At 43.9% G+C, this 23,169-nt stretch carries 20 protein-coding genes and 5 tRNA genes; 6 read left to right on the top strand and 19 right to left on the bottom strand.

The features are described from left to right. Positions 1 to 81: 81 nt before the first annotated feature. The 16 genes from rplL to BN3912_RS05150 form a co-directional block, all read right to left on the bottom strand. The gene (gene rplL, locus BN3912_RS05080; protein ID WP_004369508.1) at positions 82 to 459 is read right to left on the bottom strand and encodes a 50S ribosomal protein L7/L12; all 378 of its coding nucleotides are present in this window, start codon (positions 457 to 459) and stop codon (positions 82 to 84) included. A gap of 72 nt (positions 460 to 531) precedes the next feature. Then, the gene (gene rplJ, locus BN3912_RS05085; RefSeq protein WP_023984622.1) at positions 532 to 1,050 is read right to left on the bottom strand and encodes a 50S ribosomal protein L10; all 519 of its coding nucleotides are present in this window, start codon (positions 1,048 to 1,050) and stop codon (positions 532 to 534) included. Between the two features lie 18 nt (positions 1,051 to 1,068). Beyond that, positions 1,069 to 1,761 (bottom strand): 50S ribosomal protein L1, encoded by a 693-nt coding sequence (gene rplA / locus BN3912_RS05090; RefSeq protein WP_023984621.1) that lies wholly within the window; start codon positions 1,759 to 1,761, stop codon positions 1,069 to 1,071. Positions 1,762 to 1,781: 20 nt separating this feature from the next. Beyond that, positions 1,782 to 2,222 (bottom strand): 50S ribosomal protein L11, encoded by a 441-nt coding sequence (rplK, locus tag BN3912_RS05095; RefSeq protein ID WP_023984620.1) that lies wholly within the window; start codon positions 2,220 to 2,222, stop codon positions 1,782 to 1,784. Between the two features lie 57 nt (positions 2,223 to 2,279). After that, positions 2,280 to 2,825, bottom strand: coding sequence for a transcription termination/antitermination protein NusG (gene nusG / locus BN3912_RS05100; protein WP_004369504.1), 546 nt, complete (start codon positions 2,823 to 2,825; stop codon positions 2,280 to 2,282). A gap of 18 nt (positions 2,826 to 2,843) precedes the next feature. Further along, positions 2,844 to 3,029 carry a preprotein translocase subunit SecE gene (gene secE, locus BN3912_RS11935; protein ID WP_004369503.1) on the bottom strand — a complete coding sequence of 62 codons (186 nt, stop codon included), beginning with the start codon at positions 3,027 to 3,029 and terminating at the stop codon, positions 2,844 to 2,846. Between the two features lie 16 nt (positions 3,030 to 3,045). Continuing rightward, positions 3,046 to 3,118 (bottom strand) — tRNA-Trp (locus tag BN3912_RS05105). Between the two features lie 58 nt (positions 3,119 to 3,176). Continuing rightward, positions 3,177 to 4,364, bottom strand: coding sequence for an elongation factor Tu (gene tuf, locus BN3912_RS05110; RefSeq protein ID WP_004369502.1), 1,188 nt, complete (start codon positions 4,362 to 4,364; stop codon positions 3,177 to 3,179). 82 nt (positions 4,365 to 4,446) lie between these two features. After that, positions 4,447 to 4,518 (bottom strand) — tRNA-Thr (locus BN3912_RS05115). A gap of 6 nt (positions 4,519 to 4,524) precedes the next feature. Beyond that, positions 4,525 to 4,597: transfer RNA gene (locus tag BN3912_RS05120), tRNA-Gly, on the bottom strand. A gap of 17 nt (positions 4,598 to 4,614) precedes the next feature. Next, positions 4,615 to 4,696 (bottom strand) — tRNA-Tyr (locus BN3912_RS05125). A gap of 51 nt (positions 4,697 to 4,747) precedes the next feature. Continuing rightward, positions 4,748 to 4,821: transfer RNA gene (locus BN3912_RS05130), tRNA-Thr, on the bottom strand. 101 nt (positions 4,822 to 4,922) lie between these two features. Then, positions 4,923 to 5,222 (bottom strand): ribosome hibernation-promoting factor, HPF/YfiA family, encoded by a 300-nt coding sequence (gene hpf / locus BN3912_RS05135; protein ID WP_023984619.1) that lies wholly within the window; start codon positions 5,220 to 5,222, stop codon positions 4,923 to 4,925. A gap of 22 nt (positions 5,223 to 5,244) precedes the next feature. Continuing rightward, positions 5,245 to 6,126, bottom strand: a complete 882-nt coding sequence (locus BN3912_RS05140) for a tyrosine-type recombinase/integrase (protein ID WP_023984618.1) — start codon at positions 6,124 to 6,126, stop codon at positions 5,245 to 5,247. 137 nt (positions 6,127 to 6,263) lie between these two features. Beyond that, entirely contained in the window at positions 6,264 to 6,455 is a 192-nt protein-coding gene (rpsU, locus tag BN3912_RS05145) for a 30S ribosomal protein S21 (protein WP_004369499.1), read from the bottom strand. 343 nt (positions 6,456 to 6,798) lie between these two features. Continuing rightward, positions 6,799 to 8,583: an aminopeptidase P family protein gene (locus tag BN3912_RS05150; RefSeq protein ID WP_023984617.1), complete on the bottom strand. Its 1,785-nt coding sequence runs from the start codon at positions 8,581 to 8,583 to the stop codon at positions 6,799 to 6,801. Between the two features lie 247 nt (positions 8,584 to 8,830). On the opposite strand from BN3912_RS05150, the gene BN3912_RS05155 reads away from it, so the two are divergent. Together BN3912_RS05155 and BN3912_RS05160 are read left to right on the top strand one after the other, a co-directional pair. Continuing rightward, complete coding sequence (locus BN3912_RS05155) at positions 8,831 to 9,823, top strand: malate dehydrogenase (protein ID WP_023984615.1); 993 nt, start codon at positions 8,831 to 8,833, stop codon at positions 9,821 to 9,823. Positions 9,824 to 9,932: 109 nt separating this feature from the next. Next, positions 9,933 to 10,421, top strand: coding sequence for an RNA polymerase sigma-70 factor (locus BN3912_RS05160; protein ID WP_023984614.1), 489 nt, complete (start codon positions 9,933 to 9,935; stop codon positions 10,419 to 10,421). Between the two features lie 25 nt (positions 10,422 to 10,446). Here BN3912_RS05160 and BN3912_RS12170 read toward each other — a convergent pair whose 3' ends face one another. After that, positions 10,447 to 10,617 (bottom strand): hypothetical protein, encoded by a 171-nt coding sequence (locus BN3912_RS12170; protein WP_154665144.1) that lies wholly within the window; start codon positions 10,615 to 10,617, stop codon positions 10,447 to 10,449. A 216-nt stretch (positions 10,618 to 10,833) separates the two neighbouring features. Here BN3912_RS12170 and priA point away from each other — a divergent pair, with 216 nt between their 5' ends. Next, on the top strand, positions 10,834 to 13,104 hold the full coding sequence (gene priA, locus BN3912_RS05165; protein WP_023984613.1) for a replication restart helicase PriA: 2,271 nt from the start codon (positions 10,834 to 10,836) through the stop codon (positions 13,102 to 13,104). Positions 13,105 to 13,358: 254 nt separating this feature from the next. On the opposite strand, the gene BN3912_RS05170 is transcribed toward priA, so the two are convergent. Together BN3912_RS05170 and BN3912_RS05175 are read right to left on the bottom strand one after the other, a co-directional pair. After that, complete coding sequence (locus tag BN3912_RS05170) at positions 13,359 to 14,876, bottom strand: hypothetical protein (protein WP_023984612.1); 1,518 nt, start codon at positions 14,874 to 14,876, stop codon at positions 13,359 to 13,361. Positions 14,877 to 15,009: 133 nt separating this feature from the next. Beyond that, positions 15,010 to 17,085, bottom strand: a complete 2,076-nt coding sequence (locus tag BN3912_RS05175; RefSeq protein ID WP_023984611.1) for an HD family phosphohydrolase — start codon at positions 17,083 to 17,085, stop codon at positions 15,010 to 15,012. A gap of 112 nt (positions 17,086 to 17,197) precedes the next feature. Between BN3912_RS05175 and gltX the strand changes: the two genes are divergently transcribed. The 3 genes from gltX (at position 17,198) to BN3912_RS05195 (ending at position 23,164) form a co-directional block, all read left to right on the top strand. Next, positions 17,198 to 18,715, top strand: coding sequence for a glutamate--tRNA ligase (gene gltX / locus BN3912_RS05180; protein WP_036859830.1), 1,518 nt, complete (start codon positions 17,198 to 17,200; stop codon positions 18,713 to 18,715). A gap of 3 nt (positions 18,716 to 18,718) precedes the next feature. After that, a complete protein-coding gene (locus BN3912_RS05185) occupies positions 18,719 to 19,936 on the top strand; it encodes a 3-deoxy-D-manno-octulosonic acid transferase (protein WP_023984609.1) in 1,218 nt (405 codons plus the stop codon). Positions 19,937 to 20,479: 543 nt separating this feature from the next. Next, positions 20,480 to 23,164, top strand: coding sequence for a TonB-dependent receptor (locus tag BN3912_RS05195; protein WP_023984607.1), 2,685 nt, complete (start codon positions 20,480 to 20,482; stop codon positions 23,162 to 23,164). Positions 23,165 to 23,169 lie beyond the last annotated feature (5 nt).

Here is a 23,169-nt window from a genome sequence, read left to right on the forward strand (position 1 = left end):
TCAAATATTCTCTTTTTCTATAGACAATAATAGAAATTATATCCACTAAAAATAAGAGAACGAGTCAACTTTATTTCTCAATTACTTGAGTTCAACCTTAGCACCGGCTTCCTCAATAGCCTTCTTTAAGTTCTCAGCCTCATCCTTAGAAAGACCTTCCTTTATGGTAGCAGGAGCGCCATCTACAAGATCCTTAGCTTCTTTCAAACCAAGACCGCAAGCTTCTTTAACGGCTTTAACAACTTGAAGTTTCGTAGCACCTACCTCTGCGAGAACAACATCAAAAGATGTTTTCTCCTCTGCTGCAGCTGCATCACCAGCAGCAGGGCCAGCAGCTACAGCAACAGCTGCAGCAGCAGGCTCAATTCCATACTCGTCCTTGAGGACTGTTGCTAACTCATTAACTTCCTTAACTGTAAGATTTACTAATTCTTCAGCAATAGCTTTTATGTCTGCCATTTTATTCTAAATTTTATTGTTTTTATTTTACTTTGATTTGACTTTATGGGTAGGATTTTCATCCTCCTTATTTTATTCAGCACGCTCACCTAAAGTCTTAAGAACACCATGGATGGTGTTCGCGCTTGATTGGAGAGCAGAAACAACATTCTTCGCCGGAGACTGGAGCAAAGCGACAATCTCTGCAATGACTTCGTTTTTGCTCTTGAGAGCTGCAAGTTCACTGAGTTTGTCTGCACCTACATAAATGCTCTCTTCTGCATACGCAGCTTTAAGAGAAGGAATACCTTGGTCCTTATACTCCTTAAGCAGCTTTGCAGGAACATTAGCTGTTTGTGCAAACAACACGGCCGTATTCCCTCTCAAGCTTTCATACAAAGGCTCAAAATCAACATCTGAAGCCTCGAAAGCCTTGTGAAGAAGCGAATTTTTCACAACGACCATCTTAATCTCACTCTTAAAGCACTTGCGACGAAGTGCGCTTGTAGCCTCTGCATTCAAACCGGTTACATCAACCAAATAGAAATGAGGATACTCTTTCAACTTCTGGCCAAGTTCTACAATTATCGTATCTTTTACTTCTTTTTTCATTTTACAAAACTTTTAGAGTTACTCAACTGATTTCGGATCAATCTTAATACCCCTACTCATCGTACTTGAAATAAAGATACTTTTGATATATGTACCTTTAGCAGCAGCAGGTTTCAATTTGGTAACGGTAGAAATAAACTCTTTGGCGTTACCATATATTTGTTCAGCAGTCATACTAACCTTACCAATAGAAGTATGAATAATTCCTGCTTTATCAACCTTAAAGTCAATCTTACCTTGCTTAACTTCCTTTACTGCCTTAGCAACATCCATAGTTACAGTTCCACTCTTCGGATTCGGCATCAATCCACGGGGACCGAGTACACGACCTAAAGGGCCAAGCTTTCCCATACAAGACGGCATAGTGATAATAACGTCAATATCTGTCCATCCGCCTTTGATCTTTTCTACATATTCGTCAAGACCAACATAATCAGCACCCGCTTCCTTAGCAGCAGCTTCCTGATCAGGTGTACAAAGACAGAGCACGCGCGTAACTTTTCCTGTTCCGTTAGGCAATGAAACAACGCCACGGACCATTTGATTAGCTTTACGCGGATCTACTCCTAAGCGCACATCAATGTCAAGAGATGCATCAAACTCGGTCGTAGTAATTTCCTTAACCAATTTTGAAGCCTCTTCCAATGTATACACCTTCCCTGCTTCAACCTTATCAGCTACTGATTTTTGATTTTTTGTCAGTTTACTCATTTTCTTAATTGAAGTTATAATTATTTATCAGGGAAGCTCCCTTTTACAGTAATACCCATACTTCTTGCAGTACCGGCAACAAGCTTCATCGCACTTTCTACCGTAAAGCAGTTCAAGTCTTTCATCTTATCTTCAGCAATTGCCTTTACTTGTTCCCAAGTAACCGAAGCAACTTTCTGGCGATTCGGCTGAGCAGAACCTGTCTTCACCTTAGCTACCTCTTTCAACTGTACTGCTGCAGGAGGTGTTTTAAGCTCGAAACTGAATGACTTATCGGTATAATAAGTGATAACAACAGGAATAATTTTCCCTGCTTTATCCTGGGTACGGGCATTGAACTCCTTGCAAAACCCCATAATATTGATTCCCTTAGAACCTAATGCCGGTCCTACTGGAGGAGAAGGATTCGCAGCGCCACCTTTAATCTGTAATTTGATTAATCCAGCAACTTCTTTAGCCATTTCTTTTGTTAATATTTAAATTGATTTATAAAAAGAAAGAAGTATCCGTAACAATACTTATCCTTCTTTTTCTACTTGCATAAAACTAAGCTCCAACGGAGTCTTTCTTCCGAAAATTTTAACCATCACTTTCAGCTTATGTTTTTCAGTATTTACCTCTTCGATAACACCACTAAAACCACTGAATGGACCGTCAATCACCTTTACTGTTTCATCAACTGTATAAGGAACATCCACATCATTAATAAGTTCCGTTTCTTCCGCAGCTCCAAGCATCCGATTGATATCAGACTGAGGAACTGGGGACGGATCATCCAACCCTCCAAGAAATCCCAAGCAATTTGGCATAAAGCGCAAAGTATGCGCTACATCACCTTTCAAAATAGCCTCAACAAACACATATCCCGGGAGACTAATTTTCTCCTTTTCAACACGTTTACCATTACGCAAAGAAGCATGTTTCTCAACCGGTATCAAAACCTGATAGACATGCGAAGCAAGCAACTCGTTGTGTTTCATTTCGGCCTCGATGTATTCTTTCAACTTAGCCTCTTTTCCACTTACAGCGCGAAGCACATACCAATTCTTTCCAGTTTCAGCCATTTTTCCTTACTTGTTATTTTAGTAGATTAAATGCAACATGAACCTAAACAAACTATCCATGCAGAATACCACCAATGCAATGACAAGGGAAGCAGATAATACAACCATTGCACTATGAGTCAATTCCGCAGAAGTCGGCCAAGTAGTTTTATGCGCAAGCTCATCATAACAAGCTTTACAATAATTTACTATTTTCTTAAACATATTATCTTTCTATTAGCACGGGTTGAAAGACTCGAACTCTCGACACCTGGTTTTGGAGACCAGTGCTCTACCAACTGAGCTAAACCCGTAAAAAAGTTCCCGTAACCGCAGTTGCGGGAACCCATATATCTGTTTAAGATATTCGAATTAGTCGAGGATAGCAGTAATCTGACCAGATCCCACTGTACGACCTCCCTCACGAATAGCGAAACGAAGTCCCTCGTTCAAAGCTACCGGATAGATCAACTTAACTTCAATTTCAACGTTATCACCCGGCATCACCATCTCAACTCCTTCCGGAAGAGTAATTTCACCAGTACAGTCCATGGTACGAAGATAGAACTGTGGACGATACTTATTACCAAACGGAGTATGACGACCGCCTTCTTCTTTCTTCAATACGTAAACTGAAGCCTTGAAATGATCGTGAGGAGTAATAGCCCCCGGATGTACGACAACCATACCACGCTTTACTTCCGTCTTATCGATACCACGAAGCAGCAAGCCTACATTATCACCAGCTTCACCTTCGTCAAGAATCTTACGGAACATCTCAACGCCTGTCACAACGGACTTCTTATCTTCACCGAGACCTAAAAGTTGAACTTCATCGCCCACCTTAACCTTACCAGTTTCAATACGGCCTGTAACAACCGTTCCACGACCAGTAATAGAAAATACATCCTCCACCGGCATTAAGAAAGGCTTATCAAGATCACGCGGAGGTTCCTGTATCCATTCGTCAACGGTATCCATCAACTTCATCACGCTGTCAACCCACTTCTCTACTCCATTCAGAGCACCAAGTGCCGAACCACGAACAATAGGAGTATCCTCCTCATATTCATACTGCTCGAGAAGTTCATGAAGCTCCATTTCTACGAGCTCAAGCATTTCTTCATCGTCAACCATATCGCACTTGTTCAAGAAAACAACCAAACGAGGTACGTTCACCTGACGAGCAAGAAGCACGTGTTCACGAGTTTGAGGCATAGGACCGTCAGTAGCAGCCACTACAAGAATAGCACCATCCATCTGAGCGGCACCAGTAACCATGTTCTTCACATAGTCGGCGTGCCCCGGACAGTCTACGTGTGCATAGTGGCGTTTTGCTGTTTCATACTCAATATGAGAAGAGTTGATGGTTATACCACGCTCTTTTTCCTCGGGAGCATTATCAATCTGATCGAAAGACTTTACATCTTCACCACCAAAACCCTTATCGTGAAGAACCTTAGAGATGGCGGCTGTCAAAGTTGTTTTACCGTGGTCTACGTGACCAATTGTACCAATATTAACATGCGGCTTGGTACGCTGGAATGTCTCTTTAGCCATAGCTTTACTTATTTATTTATAATTTAATGAATAATCAGTATTGTTTTTGTTTTTCTTCGTCTATAAAATAGAACTGAAGCAGAGCTGTAACTGAGAGTTGAACTCAGGACCTCTTCCTTACCAAGGAAGTGCTCTACCACTGAGCTATTACAGCAGTTAGAGCGGAAAACGGGACTCAAACCCGCGACCCCCAGCTTGGAAGGCTAGTGCTCTATCAACTGAGCTATTTCCGCAAAGCTTTCTACTGAAGTGGGTGGTGATGGATTCGAACCACCGAAGGCATCGCCAGCAGATTTACAGTCTGCCCCATTTGGCCACTCTGGTAACCACCCTTCATTTTACACTATCAAAGATTTTCTTCAGCTCCGTCTTTAATTTTCTCGAGCCTCTTGTCGGATTCGAACCAACGACCCCGAGATTACAAATCACGTGCTCTGGCCAACTGAGCTAAAGAGGCAAATACTTGCAGCCGCCAAGCGACTCGTCTTAGGACGTGTTGTAAAACGGCTGCAAAGATATACATTATTTTCTTTCCGCCCAAATTTTTTCAAGTTTTTTTTAACGGCCGTGCTGTTTTTCCTTAATTTTGGTCAGCTGCACTTTCATTGCATCAACACACAAATCGATCCCCTCTTCAAACGTATCGCACGTTTTTTCCACAAACAGAGTATTTCCGGGCACATTTACCGTAAGACTCACCTCCTTATTTAATGCAGTAGCTGGCTTAACCACCTTCAACAGCGCCTCTACTTTCTTTATATCTTCATACGATTTTTCCAACTTGGCGATTTTCTTTTCTGCAAACGCCTGTAACTTCTCGGTAGCATCGAAATGAATCGATTGAATCTTAATTTCCATAATTACCTCCTGTTTTTAACGGTTAAGCCCGTGGATGGGCATTCTTATAAACTCGCTTCAGTTGCTCGAATGTCGTATGAGTATACATCTCCGTCGTGCCGACGCTTGCGTGTCCGAGCAGCTTTCTCACACTTTCTATATTCGCATCATGGTTCAACATAGCTGTGGCAAATGTATGCCGGAGCACATGTGGCGTCTTCTTTTTCAACGTACATACCTTCGACAAGTTCTTCTTCACCTCATACCTCACCTGATCCTGATTCATCCGCTTTCCTTCAGAAGTAACGAAGAGAGCGTCGCTCTTTCTACCGACCGACTCATTGCGCAATTCGAGATACATCTTCAAAGAAGTATCCAGTTCGTCACCGAAAGGTATCAAGCGCTGCTTATTGCGCTTACCGGAAACCTTGAGCTGCCGGTTAACAAAATCGACAGAGGAATCATTTAAACCGACGAGCTCCGACAAGCGCATGCCCGTTTCATAAAACATTATTAAAATCGTGTACGCGCGAACATTCTTAAAGCCATCATTCCTGACAGTCAAACCAAGCAGTTCATCCATTTCGCGTTCCTTTAAAAACTGCGGTAGCGGTTTGGCTCTCTTTGGCCCCACAACGCCGTAAGCAGGATCACTGTCTACATAGCCTTTAGAAAGGGCAAAACGATAAAGGGAACGCAAAGCACTCAATCTTCTGTTGATCGACGTCGCAATGTTTCCTTTATCCATCATGCTCTCCATCCAACCGCGGATGACATCGGAGTCTACCGACTCCCAAGAGAGTTCTTTATTTAATTTTTTGAAGTACGACTCAAACGCTTTCAGGTCTTCGTCGTAATTTTTCACCGTCTGTGCAGAGCGGTTTCGCTCATACCTCAAGTAGTTTAAAAACTCTGCTATCATCATATATTGCCAAAGACTGTCTAAATGACAGCAAGACTTTTACACCGTCTTGCCGTTTCTGCACCCGAGAGGTGCCCGATCACTTCTGGCAACGAATGTACGGAAAATTATTCAAACTACCAAAGATTACCAAGATTTTTTTACTCCTCGGCATCACGCAGTTTCTGTACATAGATGGCATGTTCCATCTTGAGGCGCTTCAAAACAGAAGGCTTGTTGTATTGCTGGCGGGCACGCAATTCCTTAACAACGCCTGTCTTTTCGAATTTTCTCTTGAATTTCTTCAGCGCTCTTTCAATGTTTTCGCCATCTTTAACCGGTACAATAATCATGTTTTGTTCTTAATAATTTATTTGTTATACTTTATGCAAATCGGCATAATGCCGCAATTAGCGGATGCAAAATTACAGCTTATTTATCAATATGCCAAGACTTCAACTGTTTTTTTTCATTATTTAAATAGTTTTCCATCTACTTTCTTTATATTAAAGATCGACCGACAAACATTCTACATTATTTCAATATAACTATCGCCATGATACTATACACGAACTATCTATCAGTTTTAGTCCATACAAATATCGTACATAGATTATCGATACAATCACGATAGTTCGGAATAATATAATACGAGGAATAAATAATTCGCTCTTTTCATATCAGTATATTATCGTCTCAGAGGGGCGCCGTGGCACGACGGAGCCACGCGTTTTCTTCGGCCGAGAGGTGGGGGCTCAAGCGGTCGTACACCATTTTGTGGTAAGCGTTGAGCCACTCCATTTCTTCGGGAAGCAGCATGCTGCGGTCAACGGCAGTAGTGTCGATGGGACAGAGCGTGAGGGGTTCGAGCTGCAGGAAACGGCCGAAGTCTGTTTCGCGGTAGTCTGTAACAAGCATGGTATTTTCTATACGCACCCCGAAACGCTGCGGAAGATAGAGCCCGGGCTCGTCGGTAATGGTCATGCCTGCCTGCAACGGCGCGGGTTTCCATTCCATTCGTATCTGTTGAGGGCCCTCGTGCACGTTCAAATATGCACCCACACCGTGGCTTGTTCCGTGCAGATAGTTCATTCCTTCACGCCACATTGCTTCGCGTGCCAAGGCATCAATCTGCGTTCCCGAGGCACTATCGGGGAACTTTGCCATGGCTAAACGAATATTACCTTTAAGAACTAAGGTGTATACATGGCGTTGTTCCTCAGTTAGAGGGCCCAGCGGAATGGTTCGAGTGATATCCGTAGTACCATCGAGATACTGCGCCCCACTGTCTATAAGCAGCAATCCTTCGGGTTTCAGCGGCGCATCGGTGGTCTCGGTAGGCACGTAATGCACAATTGCCCCATGTGCCTGATAAGCCGAAATGGTATCGAAAGAGTCGCTGCGAAACAACGGTTGCTGCGCTCTGAATGCCCTCAACCGGCGCGATACACTAAGCTCGGTTTCTTTATTCGTCGATACAGCAGGCATAAGCCAGCGAAGGAACTTCACCATAGCGATGCCGTCTTTGAGCATGGCACTGCGAAAACCGGCGATTTCGGCCTCGTTTTTCACCGCTTTAAGGAGTGCTACGGGCGACGGAGCATAGACAATTTCATGGCATTTCACAGCCCGCGCCAAAGTGTAGTTGCTGCTGGCGGGATCTATCAGTATACTGTACTCGAAATAGGCAGCAAGCCCTTTCGCCACATCTTGATAGGGGGCGGTACCCACGCCGCACTCCTGCAGATGCGCAGCGACTTCCGCAGTGAGCTTGTCGCGGTCGATGAAGAGCGTCGCGCCGACAGAGGAAATGAGCAGGAAACTTACAAAAACGGGGTTACAACGTACATCTGTACCGCGCAGATTGAGCAGCCACGCGATCTCGTCGAGCGCCGTAACCAGCATACCGTCGGCATGTAGCGTGCGCAGGGCATGACGGGTGCGCTGCAACTTATCCTTTACGGGCTCGCCGGCGTAACATATAGGATAAACAGAAATCTTGTCTGCGGGCAACGGGGGGCGGTCTTTCCACACCTCAGCAAACGGATCGAGATTGGTACGCAGTGTGAGTCCGCCCGCCTTTCGCAACTCCTTTTTCAGTTCTTCTACGGTGGCGAGCGAAGCCACCATACCGTCTATGCCCACTTCTTTGCTGTTTGTATCTGCCAGCTGTGCCCCAATCCACTGCGAGATGGTAGGTGTACCGGCCACGCGTTCCTTCATAAGTTCGATGCCCGTGCCATTCAATTGTTCCGCAGCAGCAATAAAGTAGCGCGAATCTGTCCACAAAGCAGCTCTGTCTGCCGTCACCACCACCGTTCCGGCCGATCCGTTGAAGCCCGAGAGCCACTCTCTACACTTCCAATGCTCCGGCACATATTCGCCGTTGTGTGGATCGGTACTCGGAACGATGAACGCTCCCAAATGCTCTTGCCTCATCACTTCGCGCAAGGCTATCAGTCGTTTTTGAATGGTTTCCATATTCTTTCAGATTTAAATAAGTATGACTTTCACCGTGCTAAGATAGAGAAATAAAACGAAACACGCAAGCAACAGCTATCATTCTCGCTACATTTTGCCAAATACAGATGACAAAGCATTCCACTTTTTATAATAAATAACAAATAAAAGACTTAATAAATAGCACGAATACTCTATTTTTTTGTATCTTTGCGCACATATAAAAACAAGGATATAATCATACATTTAAAATAAATAATTTACAGTTATGGCATTTTTAACCAATGAGAAATTGACAATCGTCGGTGCTGCCGGCATGATTGGCTCCAACATGGTACAGACCGCACTTACCATGGGTTTAACAAACAACATTTGTCTCTACGACGTATTTTCGCCCGAAGGTGTGGCAGAAGAGATGCGCCAGAGCGGTTTCGGCGACGTAAAAATCACGGCGACAACCGATGTTAAAGAAGCATTCACCAATGCGAAATACATCATTTCTTCGGGCGGTGCGCCCCGCAAGGCAGGCATGACACGCGAAGACTTGTTGAAAGGTAACTGCGAAATAGCCGAAGGATTGGGCAAGAATATCAAGCAATACTGCCCCGATGTGAAGCATGTAGTGATCATCTTCAATCCCGCCGATCTCACCGGATTGGTAACCTTGCTGTACTCCGGACTGAAACCGTCGCAGGTAACCACGCTTGCCGCTCTCGATTCTACACGCCTGCAAAGCGCATTGGCTAAAAAGTTCAACGTGATGCAGAGCGAGGTAAAGGGCTGCGCAACATACGGCGGACACGGTGAACAGATGGCTGTATTCGGCTCGCACACAACGATCGACGGTAAACCTCTGACCGATCTCATCGGCACACCGGCATTCCCGACCGAGGAATGGGAGCAGATGAAGACCGATGTTACCAAGGGCGGTGCCAAGATTATAGAACTCAGAGGACGCTCGTCTTTCCAAAGTCCGGCCTATCTCTCCGTAGAGATGATCCGTTCGGTGATGGGTGGAGAACCGTTCAAATACCCTGTCGGCACATACGTAAAGACCGACAAATACAACCATATCATGATGGCAATGGACACCACGCTCGACACTACCGGCGCTCACTTCAAGGTTCCGCAGGGTACCGCAGAGGAAAATGCGAAGTTAGACGCAAGCTATGAGCACCTTTGTAAGATGCGCGACGAACTGGTAACGCTGAACATAGTTCCGGCAATCTCCGAATGGAGCAAGCTTAATCCGAACTTGTAATTCCATTCCGCAAGGATAAAAACAAAGTGAAGAGGTGTAAACAACGAGTTCGCCTCTTCATTTCTTTACAATTATTTTTTGTATTTTCCCTTATTTTATTTCTTCAGGATTGAACATAGACCTTACATTTCGCTATTATTACAGGCCATTGTGTCTTTATGCCATCCACTATCTGAAAGATGCAGATGCAGCAGAAGACATCGTGCAGGAGTGCTTTGTAAAGCTATGGGAATGCAAGGCAGAAAATCCGAAAGCGTTTCTTTACACCGCTGTACGCAACAAATGTATCGACACATTGCGCCGTACAAATCCGATAGACACGAATATCTCACCTTCCGATCTTGATGGGAATATCTCTGATGAAGAGGCTGCAGAACGCTCACTGCACGAGGCTGAGCTATGGACAGCCATAGACTCGCTGCCACCGAAATGCCGCCAAGTATTCATAATGAGTAAACGCGACAATAAAAAATATCGCGAAATAGCTGCCGAACTGGGTATTTCAGAGAGGACGGTAGAGCATCAGATAAGCAAAGCACTGAAGGTATTGAGGGGAAAAGTAGACGACTTTTTCTACTTATTTTTCTACACCGCGTAGGCTATCATACAAAACAGTCAACCATCTATTTAGCGGCTCGCGGGACTTTCCCGTATTCCTTGCTTTCCAACCCGCCAACATTCTGCACCTTACCCTGCCGAATAACGCTTATCAGATAATGTGGTAGTCTGCGTAAAGGATCGGATATATCGGTAATGCTATCCACTTCTTCATCGTATAGCCTATGCTTGCTCACATATACTTTTACCGAAAAACGATGGCTGGAACCGTCATACCGCTTCCATTAAAGTTCAGAAAGAATACCTTAGAAAATAAATATTCGACTGTTATTCCGTCCAACCGAATGGAGAATACGCAGACGAAATATCAGAAATGCCAACACAACATCTATATAATTCCGCATTTTTATATACCTTTGTCAACATAAACAGCCCCTTTATACTATCGATCGATGAAATATGTAGACGTGATATTGCCTCTGCCGCTCGACGGAACATTCACCTACGCCGTGCAAGATAAGATGGCCGAAAAGCTCACCGAAGGCATGCGGGTGCTCGTTCCGTTGGGACGCAGCAAGACATATACAGCCATTACATTGCGCCTTCATGACCACAAACCAGACTTCGACGTCAAAGAAATAAAGGCGATATCAGACGACCAACCGGTGCTTTTGCCCGAACAACTACGGCTGTGGAACTGGATTTCAGATTACTATATGGCGCCGTTGGGCGATGTTTTCACGGCCGCACTGCCCGCAGGTCTCAAGGCTGAAGAGGGGTTCAAACCGAAAACGGAACTGTATGTAGGGCTGACACCCGAATATCGTAACGAGCAAGCACTGCACATCGCGCTCAATATGCTGGCGAGGGCAATCAAACAACAGAAAGTATTCAACGATTTTCTTGTACTCTCTCATTGGGACTTGGTGTGCCATAATGCCGCCACAGACGAACCGCAAGAGGTAACAAGGGAGGAGCTGATGAACGCTTCGCACTGTACCGTGGCTACCGTAAAAGCACTCGTCGACCGGAAAATACTCTATACCTACCGTAAGGAAGTAGGCCGACTAAACAACGAAGGTGAGCCTCATCCCGAACTCATCAAACAGTTGAATCCCGCACAGGAGGATGCCTATAACCGCATACTCATGCAGATGATGCGGAAAAATGTGGTGCTCTTGCACGGCGTAACATCGAGCGGAAAGACGGAAATCTATATCCATCTCATAGAAAAAGCCCTGCAAGAACACAAACAAGTGCTCTACCTATTGCCCGAAATTGCCCTTACGGTGCAGATCATGGAGCGGTTGCACAAGGTTTTCGGCAACCGATTAGGCATCTATCACAGCAAATATAGCGACGCAGAACGTGTGGAGATTTGGAATAAACAACTCTCCAAGAACCCCTACGACATTATTCTCGGTGCCCGAAGTGCCGTTTTTCTGCCTTTCCAAAGACTCGGGACGGTGATTATCGACGAGGAACACGAAACGAGTTTCAAACAACAAGAACCGGCGCCCCGCTATCATGCCCGCTCTGCAGCTATCGTCTTGGCACGGATGTACGGCGCTAAAGTGCTGCTGGGTACAGCAACGCCCTCGATGGAAAGCTATTACAATGCCAAACAAGGCAAGTACGGACTGGTGACGCTTGCATCGCGTTACAAAGATATACAGCTGCCCCATATCGAGGTAATCGACATTAAAGACCTGCAGCGCCGCAAGATGATGACGGGACCATTTTCGCCTGCCTTGCTTGCAGCTATTAGAGAAGCGTTGAACAACGCCCGACAAGTTATCTTATTTCAAAACAGACGGGGCTTTGCCCCCATGATCGAGTGCAACGTATGCGGCTGGGTGCCCAAATGTACCAACTGCGATGTGTCGCTGACTTACCATAAGAACATGAACCAACTGACCTGCCATTACTGCGGATTTACCTATACGGTGCCCACGGAATGCCCCAACTGCGGCAACACAGACCTCAAAGGGCGTGGGTATGGCACGGAGAAAATAGAAGATTATATACGGGATATCTTCCCCGAAGCCCATGTCTCGCGCATGGATTTAGACACCACGCGCACACGAAACGCCTACGAACGGCTGATAGCCGACTTCTCTAACGGCAAAACAAACGTGCTCATCGGCACGCAGATGATCAGCAAAGGACTGGATTTCGACAAGGTGAGCGTGGTAGGCATACTGAATGCCGACTCTATGTTGAACTATCCCGACTTCAGAGCCTATGAACATGCGTTCATGATGATGGCACAAGTGAGCGGAAGGGCAGGACGAAAAGATAAGCAGGGCCTCGTCCTGTTGCAGACGAAGAGTCCCGACAATCCCGTTATACGGCAAGTTGTCGACAACGATTACGCCGGCTTTTACCAAGACCTGCTGGAAGAGCGTCGCATGTTCCGTTACCCTCCGTTCTACAGACTGATCTATGTCTACCTGCGCCACCACCATGAAGACGTGGCAGAAACGGCGGCCATCGAAATGGGGAGCCGTTTGCGCGGATGGTTCGGCGAACGTGTGTTAGGTCCCGACAGGCCTGCCGTTGCCCGTATAAAAACAATGTATATACGCAAAATCGTGATAAAGCTCGAAAACAATATCGACCAAAAACTTGTACGCCGATATCTTCGCAACACTCTGCAGCAGCTCATGCAAGACAAGAGGAACGCTGCGTTGCAGGTATATTACGATGTCGATCCGCTATAAAGTATCGTCTTTGTCAACCGGCAGCCTCGAACTGCTAACACACATATTTTATCCATTCAAGATAAACAATACATATAAGCGGTATGCAATACCCGTCTATCGATAATAGACCGATGTTGCATACCGCTTATACTTTCCGCCTACATATTACGCAATAAAAAAACCGTCAGGCAAAAGCATTAGAGTGCGACTTTCATCACGTCTCCATAGCCTTGCCAGACGGTCAAAAAATTAAAATTAATTACTGTATATGTTTAAAAATCAATATCCAAGCCTACACCGAACACCTTATTCGTTCGATAGAAGTTATCGGTGTTTTCCGTATCTATTCCGCCAACTTTCTGGGTGTAGGTCTTATCAAAATGTTCGTAATTCGTCCAAAAATAAGCCACGTTCATACGGGCATTCTTCATTACACGGAAAGACGCGCCGAAACCGACAGAATAACTGCTTGTAACAAAGCTCATATCCGTAAGGTAACTTCCGTCGCCTAAGCCGTACTTGGTACGCTGCATACCGGCACTCACGAGCACATCTTTATTGATATCCCACTCCACTCCGGCAAGATACTCCTGCGTGTTGCCGCCCAATTTGGTCTGCTTATCGTTAGCTATCTTGGCACTCTTGTCGAAATAATAATGGTAACTGCCCATCACACGAAGGTTGGGTAACACCGAATATTGAGCACCCAATGTCCAAATGCCCGGTAAGTCGTTCGGTGTATTCACCCCGTCTTGAAAGAGTCCGGTATCGTCACGCTTGGTATGGTTTTCTATATTAAGATGAGTATTGAACTCAAGTCGAGTACCTACATTCCAGTTTCCGTACTTGAAGTCGAAACCGATAATCGGCGTAACGCCCCATCCCTCTTGCGTACAATTAAGGTATTTGTCTGCAAAACGGGCGCCTGTCTTGGATAGTTGTTCCGCTCCGGCCTCGTATTTGGCCGACATTTGCTCATACCTCGCCTTTGTAGCAGGATCAGTTATTTCCGTTGCCCTCATTTTATAATAGAACCCCATGTTTTTATAGGTATTTGCCTGCTTATTGAAGTAATCATAAAGGTTCTCATCATTGCCGTTTATATTGGCTCTGATGTCGGTTATGCTTCCTTCATACTTATTCCAAACGTAATTAAAGCGTAAACCTGCATAGGCTGCCATGTGCTTATTAATCTTATAGGTGGTTCCGAGTTGTATGCCAAATACATACTGTTGTCCGCTAATATAGCTGTTCACGCCATAACTTGGAGTGGTGGTTGTGAGGTTTTGAGAATGGAGCAATGCCGGTATCATGGAGATTTCGCGCTCGAATGAGCCCAACCCGTGATTGAAAGTGGCCTTGCCTCCGCCTCCGTTAAGTGCAAAACCCACCTGAAATCCCCATCTATCGTAATTCAAAGCTGCCTGAAAAGACGGAAGAATAGGTACAGATGCCTTGCCTTTGAACTCTTTAATACCGTTCTCATTGCCACCATTCAACTTAAATGGCTGATAATAAGGTGTGCCCTTCAAGGCCGGAACAGTAATGCCGCTTTGAACTACACGCGTCTGATAAACATTCTGGAAATTGAATGAAAGGTGCAATCCCTTGCTCAAAAAAGCAACTCCCGCCGGATTAGAATATACACCATCGATGCCTATCGCACCGTCGCGTGCCATATTGCGGTTGAATGCAATGTTTTGATTTGTATTAGTTAACAAGCCTCCCGCCTGTGTGTTGGAAACGTATGTTATCGCAATAACAACGCATAACAATTTAAATTTATTCATCTTAAATACCTTTAAAAAATTGTTTGCAAAGGTATTTAAATTGTTCTTTTATTCCTTTAAACGGAATAATTATTTAATATACGTTAACCATACAGCCATTTAATCTTGCGCAAATCGGTTAATTTGTGCAAGATTAAATATCGTTTTTATCCTTTTCTTCCTTTTTCAGTTCGGGATAGGAGATGCGAGTATGATAGATGGCTTTCAAACGTTCTATCAATACCTGTTTGACAAATGAGATATCCCTGAAAGTGATAGGACAGTTGGTAAAAAAACCTGATGCCACTTGTTCATCGATAATTCTGTTGACAAGCGTACTGATGCTTTCTTCCGTATAATCTTGCAACGAATGAGATGCCGCCTCACACGAATCGGCCATCATAAGAATTGCTTGCTCGCGAGTAAAGGGATTAGGGCCGGGATAGGTAAACACTTCCGGATCGACCTCCTCATCGGGATGCTCATTTTTATACTTTATGTAGAAATATTTTGTTATTCCCCGCCCATGATGTGTAGAAATAAAATCCTTGATAAATTGCGGTAGGCCGTATTTTTCGGCAAGTTTGATGCCGTCGTAAACATGGTTGATAATGATTTTCGCACTCTCTTGACACGACATTTTATCGTGAGGATTGACACCGGCTTGATTTTCAGTAAAGAAAACTGGATTTAGCATTTTTCCTATATCGTGATATAGTGCGCCTGTACGTACAAGCAAACTGTTCGCTCCTATCTTGTTGGCGATCTCGGCCGCCAGATTAGCTACCGTAATGGAGTGCTGGAACGTTCCCGGGGCTATCTCACTAAGATCGCGCAATACCCCTTTGTTCGTATTAGATAATTCGAACAAAGTTACATTTGAGGTAAAACCGAAAGTCTTTTCTATGAGATACATCAAAGGATATGCAAGCAATAAAAATACTCCATTAGCTACAAAATGGTAATACATGTCGCTATTGAATGTATCGATATTGCTGTTCTGCATCAGCTGAAGAGTAAAATACATCACGGCTGTTGCTATGGTAACCAAAACAGCCGTTTTGAATACCTGTGCTCTTCGGGAGAGCTCACGGAGCGAATAAATAGCAACAAGACCTGCAACAAGCTGGATAATGATAAATTCATACTGGTATTTCACCGCAGCAGCACAAAGGAGAACCAACGTAACATGGGCGATAAATGCCGTTCTGGAGTCCATAAACACTCGAATAAATATCGGTGCCAAGGCAAAAGGAATAATGTATACGCTGAAAAAATTATGTTCCATCATCAACGATACCACAATTGGGAAGATCGTTATCATGGTGTAAAGCATCATTATGGAACGTGGCTTCTCAAAATAATCTTTCCGAAAAAGCGCAAGATAGAGCGTGAACAGAATTACCCAAATAGCCACATAAATGACTTGCCCTATCAATGCGTTGGTAATTTCTTGCAACGTGGCGCTACGTCGTTTCATCTCCTTTTCGAAAGAACTGAGTACCCGATAAGTATTATCATCCACAATCTCGCCACGATCAATCACCTTTTGTCCGCTCATCACCATACCGCTTGCAATGGGTATTCCACTCAAAAGGTCGTTTCTTTCGGTCACACTCCGCTCTTTGTCATAAACAAGGTTAGGCTCTATATATTCATTCAAATTGTATTTCTGCAAGAGATGTCTCACCGGTGCGAGCCGTTCATCCGTAAAAAGACGCTCGTATGCCGACATCGTAGAGAAAATACAGTTGACAAGTACACTCTGTGCTTTCTTTCCATTAACAACACGAATCATTTTTGTTGAGTCTACCGACATGACATTATACTCAGGAGTACTCATGATACCAGCTTGATAAAGACGATGCAAACGGTCTATTACTATCATTTTATACTCTGGAGAAAGCCCTGGAATGCCTTCTTTAAAGTCCTCAGAGAATTTTGCAAGAGCCTGAGACTCTATCTTGGATTTATAATTATAATAAGGTTGAAAAGTATCTATCAGCGAATCTTGCTCTGCTTTTATAGCCTCATCTGTCTTGTAAATCGGAAAATCAAACTTTGCAATAAACGAACCATAAGTCCACGGCTTACCGATATCGTATCGCAGTCTTACCTCTTCATTGCGCGGAAGAAACCAAACTATAAGCACAACAGTAATAAAAACCAATACAAAGCGCGTAAAGAAATTACGCCAGAAATGTTGCTGCGCCCTATCTAAAACATTCATATAATCCTGCTTTAATACGTTTACTTTGCGAAAATACGAAAAAAAATACGCCAAAATGCAAAAAAAGATGTATTTTTGCACAAAATTTATATCTTATCTACTTTTTATTAAGATGGCAGAAAGAAAAGTCAGAGTGCGCTTTGCACCGAGCCCTACAGGGCCTTTACATATCGGTGGCGTACGTACCGCACTATATAATTATCTATTCGCACACCAACATAATGGAGAACTTGTTTTCAGAATTGAAGATACAGATTCGCACCGTTTTGTACAGGGAGCAGAAGAATATATTATAGAATCCTTTAAATGGTTAGGCATTAAATTCGATGAAGGAGTAAGCTTTGGTGGGCAACATGGTCCTTATCGTCAAAGTGAAAGAAGAGAGATATACAAAAAATATGTACAACAATTACTGGATAACGGTAAAGCTTACATTGCCTTTGACACCCCGGAAGAATTAGATCAGAAGCGCAATAAAACTCCAAACTTCCAATACGATTCCCATACACGTATGCAGATGCGCAATTCTCTTACAATGGATCGTAGCGAGTGGAAACAACGTATAGAAGACGGAGAACAATACGTAGTTCGTTTTAAAGTCGAACCCGGACAAGAAATCCATGTCCACGATCTCATCCGTGGCGAAGTGACAGTCAAAAGCGATATCATAGACGACAAGGTACTCTATAAAAGTTCCGACGAGCTTCCCACCTATCACCTTGCTAATATTGTCGACGATCATCTGATGGAGATTACTCATGTAATCCGCGGTGAAGAATGGTTGCCAAGTGCTCCATTGCACGTACTCCTATATCACGCCTTCGGTTGGGACGACACAATGCCCCAATTCGCACATCTTCCGCTTCTGCTAAAACCGGAAGGCAAAGGCAAATTAAGCAAGCGCGACGGAGACCGTCTCGGCTTCCCCGTTTTTCCATTGGAATGGCATGATCCAAAAACAGGTGAAGTTTGCAGCGGCTATCGTGAAAGCGGATACTTCCCCGAAGCCGTAGTTAATTTTCTTGCATTATTGGGATGGCACCCGGGAACAGACCAAGAAATCTTCTCGCTTAGAGAGTTGGTTAACCTTTTCGATATAACCAAATGCTCTAAATCGGGCGCCCGTTTCGATTATCAGAAAGGAATTTGGTTCAATCATGAATATATTCTTAGAAAAAGCGATGATGAGATCGCACATCTTTTTGCCCCGATTGTCGCCAATAATGGCATAGACGAGACCATGGAACGTATTACACTCGTAGTTCACATGATGAAAGATCGCGTAAATTTCGTTAAAGAACTATGGGAACTTTGTTCATTCTTCTTCATTGCCCCGATAGAATACGACGAAAAGACCGTACGTAAACGTTGGAAAGAAGACTCTGCCCAAGTAATGGGAGAACTTGCCGACGTACTCGAAAATATCGAAGACTTCTCCATTGAAGAACAAGAAAAGGCAGTACTTGCATGGGTTGCGAAAAAAGGATATAAACTCGGCGATGTGATGAACGCATTCCGTTTGGCACTCGTAGGCATAGGGAAAGGGCCCGGTATGTTCGACATCAGTGCCTTCCTCGGGAAAGTAGAAACAATAAAACGCTTACGAAGAGCTATTGAGATACTAAAATAAGGCATGTACAATCTCACCATTTACATATACCTATTGGGCGTAGCGATAGCCAGCATCTTCAGTAAGAAAGTTAAGAAGATGTGGCATGGCGAACGCCAAACTATTAAGATACTGCAAGAAAAGGTAAATCCCAATGATCAATACGTTTGGTTCCACGCCGCATCCTTGGGAGAATTCGAACAAGGGCGCCCGTTGATGGAGCGTGTACGAAGCGAGCATCCCGAATACAAGATTTTACTGACATTCTTTTCACCATCAGGTTATGAAGTCAGAAAGGATTACAAGGGAGCCGACATCATCTGCTATCTCCCCCTCGACACTATTCGTAATGCCCGTAGGTTCCTGCGTGCCATACGTCCGGTGATGGCGTTTTTCATCAAATACGAGTTCTGGTACAACTATTTACACATCCTCAAACACCGTCATGTACCCGTATATAGCGTATCAAGCATATTCCGTCCCGATCAAGTTTTTTTTAAATGGTACGGCCGTCAATACGGTAAAGTGCTCAATTGCTTTACCCATTTCTTCGTTCAGAACGAAATAAGTAAGTATCTTCTTTCCACTATTGGTATCACAGACGTTACGATTACAGGCGACACACGCTTCGACCGTGTACTCCAAATCAAAGAGGCAAGCAAGCAACTTCCTATTATCGAAGCGTTCAAAGGTGAGAACAAAGTTTTCGTGGCAGGCTCAAGTTGGCAGCCAGATGAAGATATCTTTATTAAATTCTTCAACATCCACAAGGATTGGAAAGTAATTATTGCGCCGCATGTTATTTCGGAAGACCATCTGAAAGAAATCACCCAAAAACTTCATCGCAAGGCCATACGCTACACGCAAGCCACCCCCGAAGAAGCCCAACAGGCCGATTGCCTCATCATAGATTGCTTCGGATTACTATCGAGTATCTATCATTACGGTGAAATTGCTTACGTAGGCGGCGGGTTCGGCGTAGGTATTCATAACGTACTGGAGGCTGCCGTATGGCAAGTTCCGGTAATCTTCGGTCCCAACAACCACCATTTTCAGGAAGCACAAGGGCTACTCATAGCTCAAGGAGGCTTCGAGATAATCAATTATCCATCGTTTACACATCAGATGAACCGCTTCATCAACAATTCAGATTACCTAAAGAGCAGCGGTCTCGCAGCCGGTATGTTCGTTAAAAACAGAGCAGGCGCCACCGATAAGATACTGTCTTTCATTAATATTTAAACGCATATATATTATATATACGGAAGAAATATCGATGCACCCACAAAAGTGCATTTTCTGTAATTGTATCATGGAGCCAAGCATACCATCCATTCCATCGAAAAAATATTTTTAGAAAAAAAGCGATATAGGTATAGGGGATTTCCTCTTTCTCGCGTCTTAAAAATGTATATGAATAAAACTTTTGTGGACAAATCCGTATAGGACAAGGCCACGACAGCCTTATATCTGATACGAAGAACGACACCCGCATCCTGTTGAAAGGTCTATAAACCACGAAGCAGATGCAGACACATAAACAGTAATTCATTCATATTCAAAAAAGACAATTAACTCAAAAAGAAAGGATAAGGCGCTCGAAAGGCAGGAATACAGCAAGAATAGCATAAATATCTCGCTTGATTTTTTCAGGATACATTCACTACATTTGATCATAGATACTAACATTTCGCCTGCTGATCGAAGCGCCCGACTCCTTAAAATAGATGGTTAAGAGGTTGAAAACGCAATAATTAAGCAATTAAAGCGTATATATTTGAACGGATGAAGCAAATTTTCTACACATATATCATTCTATCATTGTTCATACTGTTGCCAGATGTGTGCAGGGCGGAAAAACCGCTTACAACCATCAGGCAACAGATGAAACGTATTCACCGTGAACTGAAAGTAAACTTCATCTACGATGCCTCTATCGATGTAGACCGCCCCTACCGAGGTAAATCGCTTATCGGACTCCCTTTAAAAAGGAGCCTCACCCTACTATTTGCAAATACGGAAATAGAATGGACACTAAAAGACTGTTACATAATACTTACCAAGAAGAAAAAGAAACGGACAGAATTGTGCAAGGAAACCGTACTGCTACGCCACACACTAAACGGGTATATCCGCGATACAAAGGGAGAAACGCTGATCAATGCTACCGTGTTCGATAAAACAACCGGTACAGGAACGATGACAAACGAGCATGGGTATTTCAGTCTTACCTTACCCGAAGGGCAACACAACATCACAATATCTTACATAGGTTATAAAGATGTGCACGATACAATTATGCTTTATAGCAACAAGACCATAGATGTATCGCTCATAGAGAATGCAAATATCGCCGAAATAGTGGTAACGGGCAACCTTAACTCGCCCATATTGACCACACAGACGGGCAAACGATCGCTCACATCGAAAGACCTAAAGACGGAATTTGCACTATTCAGCTCGCCTGACGTGGTAAAAAGTCTGCAACGCATATCGGGTGTAGCTGAGGGAATTGAAATTACATCGGGCTTATATGTACATGGTGGCAACAACGACGAGAACCTCTTCTTGCTCGACGGCACCCCTCTATATCACACAAATCACACTCTCGGCGTGTTTTCTTCGTTCAATACCGATGTTGTAAAGAACGTGGATTTCTACAAGAGCGGCTTTCCGGCACGTTATGGCGGACGATTGTCTTCCGTAATAGATGTACGTACCAACGATGGCAACATGAACAGTTTCCATAGCAGCTACAGCATAGGATTACTCGACGGCCGTTTCCAAGTAGAAGGCCCGATACGTAAAGGAAAAACATCTTTCAACTTCGGCATCAGGCGCAGTTGGATAGACATATTATCGAAACCGATTTTCGCCATCATCAACCATAACAACAAGGAAGAAAAGTTTACGATAAACTATCACTTCCATGATATCAACGGAAAAATAACCCATCTGTTCAACAATCGGAACAAGATTTCGCTAAGCATTTATTCCGGACATGATGCATTAAGAACAAAGGACAGATACGAATGGAAATCGGGACAATTCGTCGAACATTGCGTTACAGAGACTTCATTCAAATGGGGTAACTTCAATGCAGCCCTCGACTGGAACATACAGTTATCGCCAAAACTTTTCGCAAACTTTACAGCCGTATGCTCATATTATAATTCCATCTACGATAATTATGATGATGATCGCACGATGCACAATGCCGATGTGCACAACATAACGTACACTCGTCATGGTTACCGCTCTACCATTTACGATGTGGGTTACCGCACCGAGTTCGATTATCGCCCTATTCCTAAGCATCATATCAGGTTCGGCAACAATTATACGTACCACATATTTCGTCCGCAGACTTACAGTAGGCTCGATATATACGGAAGTGCAGGCAATACAAAGCAACTGGATTCCGTAAGAATGGAAGGCAGAAACTACCAACAGGCACTCGAAACAAACCTTTATATAGAAGATGAATTTACGGTAAACAGGCATTGGAGTCTGAATGCCGGACTACACTTCGACACGTTCTATGCAGATAGAAAAACCTTTGCCAATATAGATCCGCGCTTTGCTATAAAGTATCAGCTCTCTCAATACACTTCTCTAAAAACGTCGTTTACCACCATGACGCAATTCATACACAAAATATCGAATACTTATTTAGACATGCCTACAGACTATTGGGTGCCCACTACCGCACGTCTAAAGCCCATGCGATCTTATCAAATCGCCGTGGGAGGATACTCACAACTGAACAAACGTTTGTTTATCTCTGTAGAAGGTTATTACAAATACTCACGTCATCTTACGCAATACAAGAATTGGATGGGACTGGAACCGCCTGCCGACAAGTGGGACAACGATATTATAGCCGGGAAAGGACGCTTTTACGGCATGGAAGTAGACCTGTCGTATAAAAACAAACGGATAAACTTAGATGCCGCTTACACACTATCATGGAACGAAAGAAAGTTTAACGACTTTTACAAAGACTGGTATTACGATAAGTTCGACAATCGTCATAAACTGAACATCGTATGCCGTTACAGACTTTCCAACCGTATTTACGGCTTTGCATCATGGAACTATCACACCGGTAATCGGCTCACATTGCCCACACAATATATCGCTTTTCCGGATATACCTTCGGGAGTTCCCGGCCATATCCCGCAAGCCACTTATCCCGAAGAAGAACAAACAGAAAGGCATGGATTTGTTTACAACTGTCCCAACAATGTATCGTTGCCGGCATATCACCGGCTCGATATAGGCGTAGATTTTCGCCATACAACCAAACGTGGGCACGAACGTATATGGAATATAAGCATTTTCAACGCATACTGTCATCTTAACACTTTATATGTAAAAATCAAACGAAACAACAACGGGCAATATTATGCGCAAACAAAAGGCTTTATTCCGATTATTCCATCGGCAAGTTATACCATCAAATTCTGACTCCT

It is taken from the genome of Prevotella phocaeensis, from assembly GCF_900065875.1.
In the GTDB taxonomy this organism is placed as follows: domain Bacteria; phylum Bacteroidota; class Bacteroidia; order Bacteroidales; family Bacteroidaceae; genus Prevotella; species Prevotella phocaeensis.